The sequence below is a fragment of the Pedobacter sp. GW456-11-11-14-TSB4 genome (genome assembly GCF_059424425.1).
In genome coordinates this window covers 450444-470358 of record NZ_JBWKZK010000003.1, presented here as the reverse complement: position 1 = coordinate 470358, position 19915 = coordinate 450444, and the positions used below count along the sequence as shown (strand labels likewise).

Sequence of the window (19915 nt, the reverse complement as noted above, 5' to 3'; positions counted from 1 at the left end):
TTGAATAATTCCAAAAAAATATGCAAAATACAATTCATCAATACATTAAGAGCACATTTATTAGCTGCTGTTTAGCTTTTACGTTATTTAGTTCAACGCTTTATGCGCAAAAGCCAGTTATTAAGGTAGATTTAAATTTTAGCGGAAGAAATGAGGCTGAGGTACATGAACTGGGTTATACATCTTGGCCTATACAAAGTGGTACATCAGCACAGAAAACTATCGATGGAATTCAATTTATCCTAAAAGGAAATTTTACTTCTGATTGGTATAAAGCAGGTGTTCAGGCTCCATTTTATGCTAAACTAGTTAATGACGGAATTACGACAAAATCGCCGGTTGAGTTAACGATTACTGGCTTAAAAGAAGGTAGTCACACTTTATTGAGTTTTCACAATTCATTTAGTCAAAATACAGCTGCATTACCAACACAAATGGCTATTTACGTTGATGGAAAATTAGCTGTAGATAAGTTATTGCCAAGTACCAGAGCCGAACATACTACTAAAGCGCAGTTGGCTTACCTAACCTTGCAAGCAAAAGCAGGAGTTCCGGTTGTAATTCGTTATCAAGCAAATGAAGGTGCAAGTTTTTCTATCAATGGTTTCGAGCTAAATACGCCTAATTTAGCCAAGCAAGCCAAAATGCCAATGCCAGTAGACGCAGATGAGCATGTAAATTTAGGCAACAACATTACGCTAAAATGGTCTGCTGCAACCAACGTAAAATCTCATGATGTTTATTTTGGATTAGATAAAAATGCTGTTGAGAATGCCAATCGCACTGCGCCAGAATTTAAAGGCTCACAAAGTGATACCACTTATCAAGTTAAAGATTTGTATAGTATGCAAACTTACTTTTGGCGTATTGATGAGCAAGACAAAAGTGGCAACATCACCAAGGGTAAAGTATGGTATTTTCGTCCAGCTCAATTGGCATTTAAGGGTGCCGAAGGATATGGTCGTTTTGCCAGAGGCGGACGAGGAGGTAAAGTTGTACATGTATCCAATTTAAACGATAGCGGCGCAGGAAGTTTGCGTGAAGCAGTAAACAATGACATCGGTCCGAGAACAATTGTTTTTGATGTTGGTGGTGTTATCAAATTAGAATCGCGTTTGGTTGTTAACCAGCCTTACGTTACTATTGCCGGTCAAACTGCACCTGGTAAAGGAATTACAATTACAGCTGCTCCAATTGGCTTAACAGGTAACGATGGTATTATTCGTTTTTTAAGAGTAAGAGTCGGCGCTGGCAGAACTTATGATGGCATGGGTTTAACAGGAGCAAACCACAGTATTATCGATCATTGTTCAATTAGTTGGACAATTGATGAGGCTTTTAGTTCTAGAGGCGCACATCACATCAGTTTACAAAACACCTTAATTTCTGAAGCCTTAAACGTAGCCGATCATGGTAAATATGAAAAAGGTAAGATGCATGGTTATGCAGCAACCATAGGTGGTGATATTGGTAGTTTTCATCATAATTTATTAGCGCATAATTATGGTAGAAATTGGAGTATTGGCGGTGGATTAAACGGAAATGGTGCTTATGGTGGCAAATTAGATATTAGAAACAATGTGGTTTACAACTGGGGCAGGAGAACTACAGATGGTGGCGCCAATGAAGTAAATTTTGTAAATAATTATTACAAACCAGGTAAAGCTACAGAGGTATTCCATGCCTTGAAAGCACAGCACGAAGGCGTTGGATCGGGTATGCAACGTTATTATTTTGCTGGCAACGTTATGCCGGGTTATTTTGATGAAAAAAATCAAGAGAAGGGTAGAGCTATTCAAGGCAAAGTAGATTATGAAACGTTTGTAAATCAAGAGTTTTTTCCATCATATGTAACTACACAAAGCGCAAAAGATGCTTATAAGCAAGTACTGTCTGATGTTGGCGCCAATCAGCCTGTTTTTGATGATCATGATTTGCGCATCATTAAAGAAACCCAAGAAGGTACTTACACCTACAAAGGTAGCAAAAGCGGCATAGCCGGAATGATTGACACGCAAGCTGATGTGGGTGGTTTAGAAGATTATCCGGCCGTAAAAAGAGAAAACAATTGGGATACTGATGGTGATGGTTTGCCTGATTGGTGGGAAACCGCACACCAACTAAATCCAAAATCTGCAATGGGAGATTTTTCTGATAGCAATGCCGATTCAAACAAAGATGGTTTTACCAATTTAGATGATTATTTGCAGTGGATGGCTGAACCTCATTATTTTTTAAATGCTGGTAAAACACACGATGTTGATGTAGCAAAATTATTTATGGGTTATGAAGCTAATCCAGTTTACAGTATTAAAAGTGTGGTAAATGGTAAGGTTAAAATTAATAACAACATAGCTCAGTTTGTTGCAGATAAAACAGGTTTTGGAAACGCAGTTTTTATGGTAAAAGATCAGGATGGAAGTACAATGACAAGGACTGTTAATTTTTATATGGTAACTAAGTGATTTTATAATACTCCTAACTAACATCTTCCTTACTAAGAAGGTGTTTAACTTAACCTTTTACTGCAGTTTTTTAAGTAGTTAGATTAATTTAAAAGCTTAATTCATAATTTGTGAGTTAAGCTTTTGGTTTTATAGGTAAGTGTAATAGCGTTTGCCGTATATATTTTAATGTCAAATTCTTTGCCTGCGTGGTTACTAAATGTAAATCTGAAACTTGCAACTTGAGTGTGTTGCACTGTTTTTGCTCTTTAAACCTGATTGCAATGAAAAGCCTCAATTTTTACCAATTAAAATCGGTACAAAAAATTGAGCTTGTAATGCAAAGCAGGACATCCGTATGCTATAAAATGCTGAATTAGCTTTTCAAAAACAATTTCAACAAATATTAAAATTACTAACATATTTAGTTAAATATCTTGATAACTTAATTTGAAATACTAATATATTTAGTATTATATTTGTTCATCAACTTATGGATTTCGGCGATAAACATATTATTCACATGGATCAGGATGCATTTTTTGTTTCGGTAGAAATAAAAAAGAACAGCAAACTGGCGGGCCTACCTGTTATTATTGGTGGTACATCTGATAGGGGTGTGGTGGCATCTTGCAGTTACGAGGCCCGTAAATTTGGCATACACTCGGCTATGCCCAGCAGAATGGCCAAACAGCTTTGTCCGCATGCTATTTTTGTAAAAGGCAGTATGGATGAGTATAGTTATTACTCGCATCAGATTACCGAATTGTTGCAAGAAAAAGTGCCGTTGTTAGAAAAAGCAAGCATTGATGAGCATTATATAGACATGACCGGAATGGATAAATTTTTCGGCTGTATGAAATTTGCACATGAGTTGCGGCATTCGGTAATGAACCAAATCGGTTTGCCTATTTCTTTTGGGCTGTCTGTTAATAAAACCGTATCTAAAATGGCTACTAATGAATGTAAGCCAGATGGCGAATTGCAAATTCAAAAATACGAAGTTCAGCCTTTTTTAAACCCTTTGTCGATAAAAAAAATACCAGGTTTGGGCGATGCAACATTTCTGAAATTGAGCGAAATGGGTGTTCGCAAAATACATACCTTAACCCAAATACCGCAAGAGCTGATGTTTAAAATACTAGGCCAAAATGGATTAAGCCTTTGGCAAAAAGCAAATGGGATAGATAACTCGCCAGTGGTACCTTACCGCGAACAAAAGTCTATAGGCAAACAAACCACTTTCGAGAGCGATAGTATGGATATGGCTGGTATAAAAATCATTTTAATGGATATGATTACCAAGTTGGCTTTTGAGTTGAGGCAAAAGCAAAAATTAACGGCTTGTATTACTGTTACCATTCGTTATGCCAATTTTGAAACCGTTACGCAGCAAGCTAAAATACCTTATACATCTTTAGATAGCACACTAATTGCCAAAGCAAAAGAGCTTTTTGATAAGGTTTACGGCAAAAGAATGTTGTTGCGATTGGTTGGGGTAAAGTTATCGCATTTGGTAAGCGGAAACGAACAGATTGACTTGTACGGGCCATCTGAAAAAATCTATAACCTTTACCAAAGTATGGATAAAATGCGCTCTCGTTATGGAATAGACACCATTAAGCTGGCTACGGTTTTACCTGCAAAAAGTTAATTAGATAATTGGTTCATTTTTTTTAGGATTTTAATTGAGTAATACTAAAGAAATAACCACATAGAAAGATTTACACTAGTTTGCGTTTGTATGCTCGCTATATAATAACCAACTAAACATCAATGTTTTAACATAAATGATATGTTTTTAAATGTTCATTCGCAATATAGCCTTAGGTATGGTACTATGGATATCGAAACCTTGATTAAAGAAGCAAGGGCGAAGAATATTCATCAAATGGTATTAACCGACATTAATAATTCTACTGGATGCATGGAATTTATTAGGCTTTGTCGTAAGGAAGCAAGTGGTTACGAAGATAAGGATGGTAAATTTTGGCCCGCTTATGATTTAAAACCCATCATCGGGATAGAATTTAGGCGAGATCAGCAGCTGTTATACATCGGCATTGCCAAAAATAAGGAAGGTATGAAAGAGCTTAATGACTTTTTAACCGAACATAATTTAGCGCAAAAACCTTTACCGAATGAGCCTTGTGAATTTAAAAATGCTTTTGTTGTTTACCCCTATGGCAGTAAAACCGATTTAAAACCGAATGAGTATTTAGGAATAGGCGCCAACCAGTTAAATAAAATAACCCGAAAACCATTAACTGATATTAAAGATAAATTGGTGGTTTTGCATCCGATAACAGTTAAGAATAAACTAGAGTACAGGCTACATAAATACTTAAGGGCTATAGGTTTAACTACGGTTTTAGGTAAGCTTACCGAAAGTGATTACTGCTTAGAAAATGAACAATTTTTAAGCGAAGAAGAGCTTACCAAAAAGTTCGAAAATTTTGAATTTATTTTAGCAAACACCCAGCAATTATTAGCCAATTGTTGTATGAATGATTATACATTTGGCAAGAAAAATAAAAAAACTTTTACAGGCAATTTTAACGATGATTTATCGCTTCTAACCAAATTAGCCATTGACGGAGCAATTTATCGCTACGGTAAAAACAACAAAGAAGCTGTTGCTAGGGTAAAAAAGGAGCTAAAAGTAATTGCCGAACTTAATTTTTGTGCCTATTTTTTAATTACTTGGGATGTAATTTCTTATGCAATGAAAAGGGGTTATTATCACGTAGGCAGGGGTTCTGGTGCCAATAGCATTGTGGCCTATTGTTTAAAAATAACTGATGTAGATCCGATTGGTTTAGATTTATATTTTGAGCGTTTTTTGAACCACAAACGTACATCGCCACCAGATTTTGATATTGATTTTAGTTGGGATGAACGTGAGGATGTACAAGATTACATTTTTAAGCGCTACCAAGGAACAAATACCGCACTTTTAGGCACCATGAGTACCTTTAAGGATAGGGCGATTATTAGAGAAATTGGCAAAGTAATGGGTTTGCCAAAGGCAGAAATAGATAATTTTACCGATCCAACAAAAGACCAGTTACATAAAGATAATGAGGTTTTTAAGAAGCTGATGTACATTAATTCGATGATGCGAGGAATGCCTAACCAGCGTTCGATACATGCAGGTGGGATTTTAATTAGCGAAGAACCGTTAACTTATTACACCGCATTAGATTTACCACCCAAAGGGATGCAAACCGTACAATGGGATATGTACGAGGCAGAAGCAATTGGTTTGGATAAATATGATATTCTTAGTCAGCGGGGTATTGGGCACATTAGAGAAGCAGTTAATTTAGTGTTGGCCAACAAAAAGCAAAAGGTTGATATCCATGATTTTAAATCGTTTAGGTATGATCCAAAACTAAATGCACAATTACGTGCGGGCACGCCAATTGGTTGTTTTTATATCGAATCGCCTGCCATGCGACAATTGCTCAAAAAACTAGAATGTGAAGATTACCTCACTTTGGTAGCTGCAAGTTCTATTATTAGGCCTGGAGTTGCCAGTTCTGGGATGATGAAAATGTATATTCAAAGTTACCATAAACCACAAGATGTTAAATACTTACATCCGGTAATGAAAGAACAATTAGAAGAAACTTTTGGGGTAATGGTTTACCAAGAGGATGTGATTAAAATTTGTCACCATTATGCAGGTTTAGACATGGCCGATGCAGATATTTTACGCCGTGGCATGAGTGGCAAATATCGCTCTAAAATTGAATTTGATAAATTGGTGCAACGCTTTTTTGATAAGGCTAAAGAAAAAGGTAGAGATGAAGCAGTAACAAAGGAAGTTTGGCGCCAAGTATCCAGCTTTGCTGGTTATAGTTTTTCTAAGGCGCATTCAGCTAGTTTTGCGGTAGAAAGTTACCAAAGTTTATATCTTAAAACCTATTACCCGATGGAGTTTATGGTGGCTGTACTTAATAATTATGGGGGATTTTATCAGCGGTGGGTTTATGTACATGCGCTACAGCAAACTGGTGCTACCGTTAATCTGCCTTGCGTAAACAATAGTGATAGCGTGGTAAATATCAACGGTGAAAAAGTTTATTTGGGTTTTGTTGGGATTCAAGGATTGGAAAATAGGTTAATGGAAATTATACCGCAAGAGCGGAGAGAAAATGGAAATTATACCGATTTAGAAGATTTAATTAAACGTACACAACTTACTTTAGAACAAGCAATTATATTAATTAGAATCGGTGCTTTACGTTTTACAGGTAAGAGCAAAAAAGAATTGCTTTGGGAGGTGCATAATTACTTAGGTACAAAGACTAAAATAATTGCTGACAAAGAATTATTTCACATATCAACCAAAGCCTACAACTTACCAGATTTAGCGAATAGCTCAATCGAAGATGCTTATCAAGAATTGGAACTATTGGGTTTTCCTGTTACGTTGGGTATGTTCGACTTATTAAAAACCGATTACCGTGGAGATATTTTAGCGAAAAACTTAGAGCAGCATGAAGGCAAAATTGTAAAAATGTTGGGCAGCTTTGTATGCGATAAAACAGTACACACCATTAAAAATACCAAAATGTGGTTTGGAACTTTTATCGATGTAGAAGGAAATTTCTTCGACACTACACACTTTCCAAATAGTTCGCCAATTTATCCTTTTAGAGGAAAAGGTTGTTATTTAATTTTAGGCAAAGTGGTGTTAGATTTTGGCGTGCCAAGTATAGAAGTGATTAAATTCGCTAAACTGCCAATTATAGATAATCCGGTATTGGTTACAAATAGTAAGCCTTTGAAAAAGAAATTCAACTAGATTAGAAATTCATTTTATGTAATATAACCACATTATGCATCTTATTTAAAATTTGCGGAATGAAATTATTTTTAAAATTGTTAGTATCCCTTCTAATAAGTATTCAGTTCTATGGTTGCAAGACAAATGAACAAAATGTAGGAGGTTCTTATTATCTAAATCGATGGAAAAAAACCAAACTTACGTTAAATAACAATGGTACTTTTGAGTTTTTAAACTATAATCCTTTGCTTATCTTCAAAGGAGGAAATTACCAAACAAGTAGCGGTTATTGGCAAAAAGCATCTCAAACTATTAATCTAACGAGCGATAGATCAGCATTAAATTACAATAAAATATCAGTTAAAGAAAAGCAACCAAAATCCAAGTCTGCAACCAAGTTTGTATTTTTTGACTTGTACGGAGACACAGTTGATATCGATGCTGTTAAAATAGGAGATAGCTTAGTTGCTATGAGATTCCATAAATTACTTTCTAGTTATGAAACTTCAGAAAAAGAGATAAAACAAAAGCTTCATAGCTTTTATTTTATTGGTTATAAAACTTTTAACTTTATAAATAACCAAGAAAAAAATGCCGATTATGACATTACTTTATCTCCTGAAATAAACGAAAGTTATTTTGATGAAACTTTCTTTAAAATTAAAAAGAACAAACTCATAAATAAAGAGTTGAGTTATAAGTTTATTAAAATCAAAAAATGATAAATCATAGGTGATTTTATATTCTGAAGCATAACAGAACGCCATATTTTAAAACCCTAAAACTTTTCCACATATAGGTGCATATTGAGGGTTATTTTGTTAAATTCGCAAGGTTATAATAAAACCTAATTTATATTGCGATTGGCAATTGTAAAATGGCGTTATGAAACGCCTAACGCATTACGCCTTGCGCAAAACACAAAAATTTATGGCAGAAGATTTAGAAAATCAAGAGAACGACAAAATCATTTCAATAAACATAGACGAGCAGATGAAATCTGCTTACATCGATTATTCGATGTCTGTTATTGTAAGTAGGGCTTTGCCTGATGTACGTGACGGATTAAAACCAGTACACCGCCGTGTTTTATACGGTATGTTAGACTTAGGTTTAGGTGCAGGAAAACCTTATAAAAAATCTGCACGTATTGTAGGAGAGGTGTTGGGTAAATATCACCCACATGGCGACTCTTCTGTTTACATGACCATGGTACGTATGGCGCAGGAGTGGAGTTTGCGGTATTTAATGGTTGATGGACAAGGTAACTATGGTTCGATAGATGGTGACTCGCCAGCTGCGATGCGTTATACTGAGGCTCGTTTCCAGAAGATGGCCGAAGAAATGTTGGCAGATATCAATAAGGATACAGTTGATTTTCAATTGAACTTTGATGACTCGTTGCAAGAGCCAACTGTTCTTCCTGCTAAGGTTCCTAACCTTTTAATTAACGGTTCATCGGGTATTGCTGTGGGTATGGCCACCAATATGGCTCCTCACAATATTACCGAAGTAATTAATGCAACAGTAGCATATATCGATAATACGGAGATTACTATCCCTGAATTAATGAAATATGTGAAAGGCCCAGATTTCCCGACAGGAGCTATTATTTATGGCTACTCTGGCGTGCAGGAAGCTTTCGAAACTGGTAGAGGACGTGTTGTAATGCGTGCCAAAGCAGAAATAGAAACTGTAAAGGATAGAGAAACCATTATTGTAACTGAAATACCTTATCAGGTTAATAAAGCCATGATGATTGAGCGTACTGCCGAATTGGTAGGCGAGAAAAAAATCGAAGGTATTTCTAACATCAAAGATGAATCTAATAAAGACGGTATTCGTATTGTTTATGAAATAAAACGTGATGCTAATGCGAGTATCGTATTAAATAACTTGTACAAGCAAACAGCATTACAAACTTCATTTAGTGTAAATAACATTGCGTTGGTGCATGGTCGCCCACAAATGTTGAACCTAAAAGATTTAATTCGTCACTTTGTTGATCACCGCCATGAGGTTGTTGTTCGTAGAACGAAATTTGAATTAGCAGAGGCTGAAAAACGTGCTCACATTTTAGAAGGTTTATTAATTGCTTTAGATCATATTGAAGAGGTAATTAAACTAATTCGTGCATCAAACACCCCAGAAGAAGCTAGACTTGGCTTGATGGAAAAATTTGGTTTGAGTGATATTCAAGCTAGAGCCATCTTAGACATGACCTTGCGTAGATTAACAGGTCTGGAGCGTGATAAAATTAAAGAAGAGTATGCTGAATTGATGAAAACTATCGAATATTTAAAATCAATTTTGGATAGTGAGACTTTAAGAATGCAAATTATTAAAGATGAATTAGCTGAAATGCTTGATAAATATGGCGATGAACGTAGAACAACTATTGTTCACTCGGCAGAAGATATGAGCATGGAAGATTTCATCGAAGATGAAGAAGTGGTAATCACAATCTCGCATGAAGGATACATTAAACGTACACCGGCTACAGAATACCGTACACAAGGTAGAGGTGGTAAAGGCTCTAAAGGAAGTGACTCTAGAAATGAAGATTTTATTGAGCATTTGTTAATTGCTTCTAACCATAATTACATGTTATTCTTTACCGAAGCGGGAAGATGTTTCTGGTTAAGAGTTTACGAAATACCTGAGGGAAGTAGATTAAGTAAAGGAAGAGCTTTGCAAAATATCATCAACATACCAAAAGAAGAAAAGGTAAAAGCATATATTAAGGTTAAAAACTTAAAAGATCAAGATTACTTAGAGAATAACTTTATCATTATGTGTACCAAAAAAGGTACCATCAAAAAAACATCTTTAGAGGCTTATTCTCGTCCGCGTGTTAACGGTATCAATGCAATAAACATTAATGAAGGCGATCAGTTGTTAGAAGCAAGTTTAACAACTGGCAGCAGCGAAATTGTAATGGCTTTGCGTTCTGGTAGAGCTATTCGCTTTAACGAAAGTACAGTTAGACCGATGGGTAGAACAGCAACTGGAGTTAGAGGTGTTACATTAGCACATGATAAAGATGAAGTAGTTGGTATGATTGCTATTGATAGCCCAGAAGCCACTGTTTTAGTAGTTTCAGAAAAAGGCTATGGCAAACGTACTGATATTGATGATTATCGCGTTACAAATAGAGGGGGTAAAGGTGTTAAGACCATAAACATTACAGAAAAAACTGGCGCATTAGTTGCTATTAAAAACGTAACAGATGCTGATGATTTAATGATTATTAACAAATCTGGTATTGTTATACGCATAGTTGTGAGCGAGTTAAGGGTAATGGGAAGAGCAACACAAGGCGTTCGTTTAATTACTTTAAAAGGTAATGATGAAATTGCATCTGTAGCAAAAATTGAACATGAAGATGATGTGGAAGAGGTTGAAGATGCAGAAATTGTAGAAGGAGCAGAGCCAACTGCAGAAAATGCTGAACCTAAAAATGATGCTCCAGCAGAAGATAACAATACTGACACTAACGAAGAAAAAGAAGAGAATTAATATAATTTCAAAAAAAACAAAATAACATGAAAAAAATACTTTTAAGTATATTAATTGTAGGAAGCGCTACACTTGCTAATGCTCAAAAGAGTGAAGTAGCAGAAGCGAAAAAGAAATGGGATATTTTTAGCATTACTGGTGGAAAAGGTGCTTTTGATAAAACAATGACATCGCTAAATGATGGTCTGGCACATACAGATAAAGCTATTGCTAATGAAAAGTCGAGCATTTTGCCAGAAGCATGGTCGTATAGAGCTTTGTTTGCTTCTGCCATTGCTCTTACTGACTCTGTTAATACAGATAATTCAATAGCTAAGCAAAAAATTGCTGAAGAAGCAATTGCGAAAACTAAAGATCTTGACAAGAAAGATTCTGAAAAAGATAAAATAGAAACAGCTAAAATCAATATTCGTAATGCAGTTACCGGAAGAGGCATTAGGGCTTACAACAAGAAAGATTACAAAACCGCTGTAACCTCATTTAAGGATGTGATTGCATTAAACCCAACTGATACTGCAATGTATTTAAACGTTGCTGTTGTATCTAGAATGGATAATAATTTTCCAGAAGCAGTAACCTATTTCAAAAAAATGATTGACTTTAACGTTCCTGAATCTAAAAGTTATTTAACAGAGATTATTAACATCAATTTGATTAACTTGAAAGACACAACGGCGGCTTTAGCTTTAATTACTGAAGGTTTAGCTAAGTATCCAAATGATGGAGATTTAATTTCTATTGAAACTGATGTATATATCTCAAGAGGAGATATTGCAAAATCTCAATCTTCACTTCAAAAATTGGTAGCAAATAATCCAAAAAATGCGCTATACCAATATTTGTTAGGTACCACTTACTTTAACACTGCATTAGAAGTTCAAAAACAAAGAGATAAACTTGATGCGAAAAAAGTAAAGGAATATAATGCTGAAACTGCAAAAGTGGTTTCAATGATTGATCAATCTTTACCATACTTTTTAAAAGCTATAGAATTAGATCCGAATCATCAGCCAAGCTTAGATGTGTTGACAAGAATATATGCATTTAAAGGCGACACAAAAAGTTATGAAGAAATAAAGAAGAGGTTAGACGCTTTACCAAAAACGAACTAATTTTAAATAGGAAAGGAGGAATGAATGTTCCTCCTTTTTTTTTTGAAAAATCTGAACTAGTGTAAAATATGATGATAAAAAATTAAATCACTATTTTTGCTAGCATAAGTATTTAAGAGATGAATTTGAGATATATTATTTATTACGTACTACTTTTTACAAGTTTTAATGCTTTAGCCCAAAAAACTCAAGTACAACAAGCGCAAAATAGTGTAGGCAAACTTCAAGTGAGCATATCAAAAGATGAAGATATAAAAAAACAGCTTACAATAATAGGTGAGGGGATAAAAGCAATTGAATTAGCAGAAAAGGATAGGAAAACGAAAAACTGGCCTGAGACATGGGCAGTTAAAGCATACTTAAGTTCTTACGTTGCTTTAGTTGATGGCGAAACCAATGCAGACAAACATTTTAATTTAGCAACCGAAGCTTTAGAAAAAGCTAAATCCTTAGATAAGTTTCAGGCAAATTCATCATTAATAAATGCAGCCGCTTATAATATTATCATTAAAAAGCAAAAGATAGGCAATGAATTATTTTTTCAGAATGATTTTACCAATGCATTTAAATATTTAAAAGAAGTAAGTGATTATTTACCAAAAGATACAACGCTTGCTGTAAATGTAGGCATGTGTGCGCAAAATATACAGTTATACAATGAGGCACTTATTTATTTTAAAAGAGCTAAAGATAATGGGATTAAAAATCCTATCGTATACCAAAATATGGCAAATATTTATGCTTCAAAATTTGATAGCGAAACCGCAATTAAAACACTTGAAGACGGTTTATCGGTTAATCCTTATCAGCCGTATTTAACAAATGATTATATCAATTTATTGCTTGATAATGAAAAATATGATAAGGCTACTAAAATAATTGAAGGTTCAATAGCTACTGATAAACGCAACAAATCACTGCTTTTTTTATACGGTTATCTACATCAAGCTCAGCTAAACAATAAATCTACTGCAGAATTAGCTTATCAAAAAGCATTAGATCTTGATAAAAATTATTTTGATGCTTTATATCAACTTGGATTGATTTATATTGAAAGTGCTAACGAAACACTTAAAGCAAATAATACCAAACAATTTGCATCAAATATCAATCGTGCAGAATTCATTTTACAACGTGCTCATGAAATAAACTTGAATGATAGAAATACAATTCAATTATTAATTGAAATATATTCTAGAAAAAACAAGTTAGATAGGGTTCAAGAACTGAAAAGAAAACTTAACGAGTTTTAAAGAATACTAATAATATGAATAGGTATTGAATAGTAATGTTCACAACTTAACATAATGTTAATTATAAGACAAATAATAATATTGCTTTTGTTAGGATTAGAAATTTTGGTATGAACGTATTGTAGTTTATTGTAATATCAAGTTTGAATGATCTATATTCGCATTATAATCTTCTTAAATCTATTTATTTTATAATTTTTGCAGCATATCAATTGAATACGAAATTTTTATACATTAGTTTAGCTTTGCTAGTTTGCTCCAAAATTTTATATGCGCAAAACAATGTAGAATATGTTGGCTATTATAAAGCAAAATCTATCAATATGGGAAATATTGCGGTTAAAGTTGATAAAGATAGCAACGCTTTATTAATTATATATGATTATAAAAATAAACCCATTAAACTTCAATGTGATTGTAGAACACTTAATCAAAATACTTTAGGGTGTTATATGGTAAAATTGGTTGAAGGTAAATCTGTTATTTTTAATCCTAAAGTTGGTGAATTTGTTTTCGCTATCATTCATGAAAATCGTGAATATTATCCTTTTATTAGAGGCGATCAACCTCCATTCACAAATAACTTGCCTTCCGAGAAATTATTTATGAAAAAAGACGCTGTAAAATTCATAAAGTCGAAGTAGTATAAATAAGATTAAATTAAACAATGAATAACAAAAATTCTACACTCGGCTTTATATTCATTACAATTTTAATTGATTGTATTGGTTTTGGGATAATTATTCCGGTTTTACCAGATTTGATAAAAGAAATTTCAGGAAAAACGCTGGCTGAAGCTGCAGAATATGGCGGTTTACTTTTGGTAGCTTATTCAATTGCTCAATTCATATTTTCACCAATTATTGGTTCGCTGAGTGATAAATACGGCCGTCGACCAATATTATTGATTTCTTTATTAGGTTTAGGTATAGATTATATTTTCTTGTCATTTGCGCCAACGTTGGCTTGGATATTTGTAGGTCGTATTATTGCTGGGGTTGCTGGAGCAAGTTTTACAACCGCAATGGCTTATATAGCCGATATTAGTACTCCAGAAAAAAAAGCGCAGAACTTTGGTTTAGTTGGTGTAGCTTTCGGAATTGGTTTTATCATTGGCCCATTAATTGGTGGTTTGGTTAGTAATATGGGACTAAGAGTTCCATTTATGATTTCTGCAGCGTTGGCAATTTTAAACTGGCTTTATGGTTATTTCATTTTACCGGAATCTTTAGCTAAAGAAAAACGTCGAGAATTTTCGTGGAAAAGAGCTAATCCAATTGGAGCCTTAAAAAGCGTTTCTAAATATCCGGCAATTATTGGGTTAGTGGCTGCATTGTTGTTATTGTACATTGCCAGTCATTCTGTGCAATCTAATTGGGGTTATTACGTAAAAGAAAAGTTTCTATGGAACCCAACAATGATTGGTTATTCACTTACAGTTGTTGGAGTTGTTGTAGCCATAGTTCAAGGTGGCTTAATCAGAATTGTTATTCCTAAAATTGGCAGTAAAAATGCCATCATGTTGGGCTTATCGCTTTATACAATTGGTTTTACTTGTTTTGCTTTTGCTCCAAATGGCGTAATGATGATGATTTTCATTCTTCCTTATTGCTTAGCAGGAATTGGTAATCCTGCCATGCAGACAATTATTTCAAATCAAGTTCCGGATAATGCTCAAGGAGAAATTCAAGGTATTGTAACTTCTATGCAGAGTTTAGGAGCAATTTTTGGACCTTTTTTAATGGCTTTTATTTTCGCTTATTTTATAAATAAAAACAACTCAATTTATTTCCCCGGAGCACCATTTATTTTGAGCGCAATTTTAGCGTTTTGTGCTTTATTAATTGCTATGTCTGCGTTAAGAAAACATCATTAAAGTAAATCTGTAGCCAAATTTGCTAACTCACTCCTCTCCCCTTTTTGAAGTGTGATATGCGCATACAATGGATGATTTTTTGCATTTTCTATGAGATAAGATAATCCATTACTTTCCGAATCTAAATATGGTGTATCAATTTGATAGATATCGCCAGTAAAAATGATTTTAGTTTGCTCCCCAGCTCTAGATATGATTGTTTTAATTTCGTGTGGAGTTAGGTTTTGGGCTTCATCTACAATAAAGAAAATCTTGGTTATAGTTCTTCCCCTTATAAACGCTAAAGGAGCAATCTGTATTTTTTCAGTTCTAACGAGTTCATCAATTTTAAATTGCATCTTTTCATCATCACTAAACTGCTCTCTAATAAACCTCAAATTATCCCATATTGGTGCCATGTAAGGGTCTATTTTTTGCTTCACATCACCAGGTAAAAAACCAATATCTTTGTTGCTTAATGGCACAATTGGTCTGGTAATGTAAATCTGCCTAAAGTCTTTTCTTTGTTCTAAGGCACAAGCTAATGCGAGCAATGTTTTGCCAGTACCTGCATTTCCTTGAATAGTGACTAATTTAATATCTGGATTTAATAAGGCATCAATAGCAAATGATTGTTCGGCATTACGTGGCAATATATTGAATACAGGTTGATCACTTACTTTTTTGAGTGAATTTAGTGCATGATTATAAAAGGCTATGACGTTTTTCTTTTTATTTTTGAGGATAAAAAAATGATTACATTTTAACTGAGGTATTTCTAGTGGAGTGGGATTTAGCTCCTCATTACTATCTAACTTTGCTATCGCTTTTACATCAAAATTGTCTAATTCCGTTTTTCCGGTGTATAATTCATCGGCGTTTTTAATTTTACCTGTTTCGTAATCCTCAGCATACAGATCTAATGATTTTGCCTTTAAACGCAAACAAATATCTTTAGAAACTAAAACAACCTTACATTTAGGATTTTCTTCTTTTAAGAATAATGCGGTATTTAAAATTCTATTGTCAAACTTCGTATCTCCAAAAATTTTTTCAGCATTTATTTTTTTTGGGTTTTCATCTAAAACAACTTTAAATTTGCCTAAACTATTTTTTTTAAGCGCAAACCACTTGTTAATTAAATTATGTTTTGATGCTTGATCTATCAATCTAATGAAATTTCTTGCTTCGAAATTTCTTGTATCATTACCGCTTTTAAAATTATCAAGCTCTTCTAAAACTAAAACAGGCACAGCAACATCATGTTCCTGAAAGCTATTAACAGCTTCGTGGTCGTATAAAATAACCGAAGTATCTAATACAAATATCTTTTTTATTGAACTGCTTAGCTGATGCTCTTTTTTTGCCATATCATTACAAAATTAGCAATTAGGCTCAAAAAATAATAGCTTATTTGCTAACAATAGTAAACAAAAAACGGAGATCCTCTTCTTTCGATTTGGTGTCTCCGTTTTAACCTTATTACCAACCGTAGTTTGTAACATGGCATCAATTGAATATACTTAACCTTATGCGTTTTTTAAAAATTCTTTCGAATAATTAAACTCGTTTATAAACTATCACGCTATTGCTTTACTCCGTAAAATGCGGCAATTGTGCTAGTGTCTGATTTTGCTTTAAACTATATGGTTTTTCAACCATTAAATCTGCTAAATAAACTTATTTTTCAATCAGCTTAATCTAGTAATTTTTTTTTAACAATAATTGTCTTTCGATATTTTTTGTTAAAGATTAGCATCTCTCGATGTTCATCAGTTTTATCATCAAATTAAATTTAGGCCTTAAACCTATTTTTTCCATCTATTTATAAACCTTTAGGTTTTTAAATTTCAGTTACTTATTTATTTCATCAATTTATCTTTCGATAATTAGCTGAAATCGATTTACATTTTGCAATGTAATTTCGAATTTGATTTTAAGCATTCTAATCCCAAAAATTTTTAATCTTTCGACTTGATTTTTGTTTTGAATTATTTTCAGACTGTCAAAGTACTTCGTTATTGATATGATCTAATTTAGAAGCAATTTGACTAGGATGCAAGAAAATAATAAAAGTTTTTTACACAAGTTATAAACCTTTCATTATCAGTTATAAACAATGATTTTATCTAAGAAAGTTTAAATATAGATCAAAATCAAACTTTTTTGGATTTTTTATTTATCTTATTAACAATTAGACGATTATAGCTTGTACACATTTTATGAAAATTATTGAGTTTCAAAAGAGAATAAAAACTCTATTTTTTAGTAAACATTAGAAAAAGTTAATATCAATTATCAATTTTTAAAATCAATTTGAACCCTAAAAACGTTAATTTTGCGTCATGCTGAACCAGCCAATAAGAAACATTCAAGATTTTTTGCTAAGTACCTATTTTGCAGATGGATTGCGAATAACTATTGGTGTACTCCTGCCCTCTTTAATAATGGCGCAATTTGGCATGCTACAATACGGAATGACGCTTTCACTTGGAGCATTATGTATTAGTGTTGTAGACACACCAGGACCAATTGTGCATCGCCGCAATGCAATGGTGATTACCACAGCATTATTATTTATTATTTCTATTGTTGTTGGCTTAACGAACTTAAATATCTACGTTACAGGCACATTACTTGTATTCTGCAGTTTCTTTTTTTCAATGTTCTTTTTATATGGAAATAGAGCTGCATCTGTTGGAACATCAGTTTTACTGATTATGGTTTTAAGTATTGATGATATAAGACCGTGGAAAGAAGTTATTTTTTATGCATTGTTGGTACTTGCCGGAAGTATTTGGTATACTTTGCTAAGTTACTTTGTATACAGGTTGCGTCCCTACCGCTTGGTACAGCAAATGCTGAGCGATTCTATTTTAGAGGTTAGTGCTTTTTTAAGAGCAAAGGCTAAATTTTATCATCAAAACACAGATTACGAAAAAAACTATACAGAACTGCTACAACTACAGGTACAGGTAAATGATAAACAAGATGAAGTACGAGATGTATTATTTAGAACAAGGGAAATTGTAAGGGAATCTACACCACAAGGCAGATTTTTATTGTTGGTATTTGTAGATATGGTTGATTTATTTGAACAAGTAATGTCTACCTACTATAATTACAAACAACTGCATGAGCAGTTTGATTCTGCTGGTATTTTACCTAGGTACGAAAGGGTTATTAACCAAATTGCTGACTCTTTGGATGAGGTTGCTTTCGCATTAAAAAGTGGCAGGCTGCCACATTTAGATCCCAAATTAATTAAGGGCGTTGAAAAACTTAAATACAAAATTACATTACTTGAAAAAAATAAACAGCAGCAATACAATACTTTAGGGTTAATTGCTTTAAAAAACATTGAAGTAAATATTGAAAATATTGTTGGGCGAGTAAAAACAATCAATGGATATTTTAACAAAAACGAAAAGAAAAACTTAAAAAGAAGAGATATTGATGTAGATAAGTTTGTTAACAAACAGAATATGGATGTAAAGTTGTTCTTCGAAAACTTAACATTCAGTTCGTCTACATTTAGACATGCTATAAGAGTTGCCATTGTAATGTTTATAGGTTTTATAGTGGCTAAAAGTTTAAATTTCGCACACAGTTATTGGATTTTATTAACCATTTTGGTGATTTCTAAACCTGGTTTTAGTTTAACCAAAGAGAGAAATATACAGCGTTTAATTGGTACTGTAGTTGGTGCTTTTATAGGAATGGGCATACTGGTTTATGTGCATGACAAAAACACTCTTTTTGTTATTTTGCTATTCTGCATGATTGGCAGCTATAGTTTTCAGCGTAAAAACTATGTAGTTAGTGTACTTTTCATGACACCATATATTTTAGTATTATTCGACTTTTTAGGGATGGGAAGTTTATCATTAGCTCGAGAGAGAATTTATGATACATTAATAGGATCTGCTATTGCTTTATTGGCTAGTTATTCTTTATTTCCTAACTGGGAATATGAAAAACTAAAAGAAGCTATGATAGATACCATTAAGGCAAATATGAAATATTATGAGCAAGTTACTTTATTATATTTCGAGCAAAACCACAACACAACCAATTATAAAGTGGCCAGAAAACAGGTTTATGTAAAAACATCCAACTTGGCCTCATTATTTCAAAGGATGTTCTCTGAGCCTAAAAGCAAACAGCACCACATGACAGAGCTACATCAATTTACAGTGTTAAATCATTTGCTATCGTCCTACATAGCTACTTTATCATTATATAAAAAGGAACATGCATACGTGTACCTGGATATTGATGAGCTAAAACCTGTGGCAACGAATACAATCTATCTTCTAGACCAGTCTGCAAGTAACATAAATGTGCATAATGATGACATTAGCAATGTACCTTTAATTAGAAGGAAAAACCTAAACATCTCACTAAAAGAAAATGAAAATATGGTAATCTCAGAGCAATTTGATACCATACAAAAAGTTGCTTATGATATTTTTAAACTAACGGAAAAACTAAAGATTTAGCGTTTTTAATTTATCTTTTGCTAAACAAAATCTAAAAGGTAATGCTATTTTTTTTCCATTTAAAAACGTAAAATATATTGTCGTTTCGCAATCTATTGATTTGTTTAATATTGACTTTATATTCGCCCCAATAAGTAAACTCTTCAAATTTTCATCATCCGTTTTAATTAAAAAATCAACAGCGTTGAATGGAACTTGAATTAATTTATCTCCATTTTTTACAGCTACACTCTGTAATTTATCAAAACTATGAGTGGTTAAAAATTCAAATTCGATAGCCGATTTTGTATCATCTACTTTAACAAACATGTTGTACGCATGATATTCGTTATCAGCTCTGCTGTATTGATAATCTACATTGATACGTTTGTCTTGAGATTTAACATTTAAAGAAAATAGCACAATGCAAAATAATAATTGTAGAATTTTTTTCAT

General features: G+C 33.3%; 12 protein-coding genes. 10 read left to right on the top strand and 2 right to left on the bottom strand.

Features of this window, described 5'->3' with window-relative positions; all coding sequences use genetic code 11:
• The first annotated feature begins 20 nt into the window (after window positions 1-20).
• The 9 genes from AC07XU_RS13720 to AC07XU_RS13680 all read left to right on the top strand — a co-directional run bounded on the left by AC07XU_RS13720 (window position 21) and on the right by AC07XU_RS13680 (window position 14999).
• Window positions 21-2465, top strand: a complete 2445-nt coding sequence (locus tag AC07XU_RS13720; RefSeq protein WP_494944194.1) for a T9SS C-terminal target domain-containing protein — start codon at window positions 21-23, stop codon at window positions 2463-2465.
• Window positions 2466-2937: 472 nt separating this feature from the next.
• Window positions 2938-4098 carry a DNA polymerase IV gene (gene dinB / locus AC07XU_RS13715; protein WP_494944193.1) on the top strand — a complete coding sequence of 387 codons (1161 nt, stop codon included), beginning with the start codon at window positions 2938-2940 and terminating at the stop codon, window positions 4096-4098.
• Between the two features lie 141 nt (window positions 4099-4239).
• Window positions 4240-7257 (top strand): DNA polymerase III subunit alpha, encoded by a 3018-nt coding sequence (gene dnaE / locus AC07XU_RS13710; protein ID WP_494944192.1) that lies wholly within the window; start codon window positions 4240-4242, stop codon window positions 7255-7257.
• A gap of 59 nt (window positions 7258-7316) precedes the next feature.
• Window positions 7317-7961, top strand: a complete 645-nt coding sequence (locus tag AC07XU_RS13705; RefSeq protein WP_494944191.1) for a hypothetical protein — start codon at window positions 7317-7319, stop codon at window positions 7959-7961.
• A gap of 208 nt (window positions 7962-8169) precedes the next feature.
• Entirely contained in the window at window positions 8170-10758 is a 2589-nt protein-coding gene (gene gyrA / locus AC07XU_RS13700; RefSeq protein WP_494944224.1) for a DNA gyrase subunit A, read from the top strand.
• A gap of 26 nt (window positions 10759-10784) precedes the next feature.
• A complete protein-coding gene (locus AC07XU_RS13695; RefSeq protein WP_494944190.1) occupies window positions 10785-11870 on the top strand; it encodes a tetratricopeptide repeat protein in 1086 nt (361 codons plus the stop codon).
• Between the two features lie 119 nt (window positions 11871-11989).
• On the top strand, window positions 11990-13123 hold the full coding sequence (locus tag AC07XU_RS13690) for a tetratricopeptide repeat protein (protein WP_494944189.1): 1134 nt from the start codon (window positions 11990-11992) through the stop codon (window positions 13121-13123).
• Window positions 13124-13335: 212 nt separating this feature from the next.
• The gene (locus AC07XU_RS13685; protein WP_494944188.1) at window positions 13336-13767 is read left to right on the top strand and encodes a hypothetical protein; all 432 of its coding nucleotides are present in this window, start codon (window positions 13336-13338) and stop codon (window positions 13765-13767) included.
• Between the two features lie 23 nt (window positions 13768-13790).
• The gene (locus AC07XU_RS13680; protein WP_494944187.1) at window positions 13791-14999 is read left to right on the top strand and encodes a TCR/Tet family MFS transporter; all 1209 of its coding nucleotides are present in this window, start codon (window positions 13791-13793) and stop codon (window positions 14997-14999) included.
• On the opposite strand, the gene AC07XU_RS13675 is transcribed toward AC07XU_RS13680, so the two are convergent.
• Window positions 14996-16348 carry a PhoH family protein gene (locus tag AC07XU_RS13675; RefSeq protein ID WP_494944186.1) on the bottom strand — a complete coding sequence of 451 codons (1353 nt, stop codon included), beginning with the start codon at window positions 16346-16348 and terminating at the stop codon, window positions 14996-14998. The two genes, AC07XU_RS13680 and AC07XU_RS13675, sit on opposite strands and share 4 nt — an antisense overlap.
• A 975-nt stretch (window positions 16349-17323) precedes the next feature.
• Here AC07XU_RS13675 and AC07XU_RS13670 point away from each other — a divergent pair.
• Window positions 17324-19480: an FUSC family protein gene (locus AC07XU_RS13670; RefSeq protein WP_494944185.1), complete on the top strand. Its 2157-nt coding sequence runs from the start codon at window positions 17324-17326 to the stop codon at window positions 19478-19480.
• Here the strand turns inward: AC07XU_RS13670 and AC07XU_RS13665 are convergent.
• Complete coding sequence (locus AC07XU_RS13665) at window positions 19469-19915, bottom strand: hypothetical protein (RefSeq protein WP_494944184.1); 447 nt, start codon at window positions 19913-19915, stop codon at window positions 19469-19471. The two genes, AC07XU_RS13670 and AC07XU_RS13665, sit on opposite strands and share 12 nt — an antisense overlap.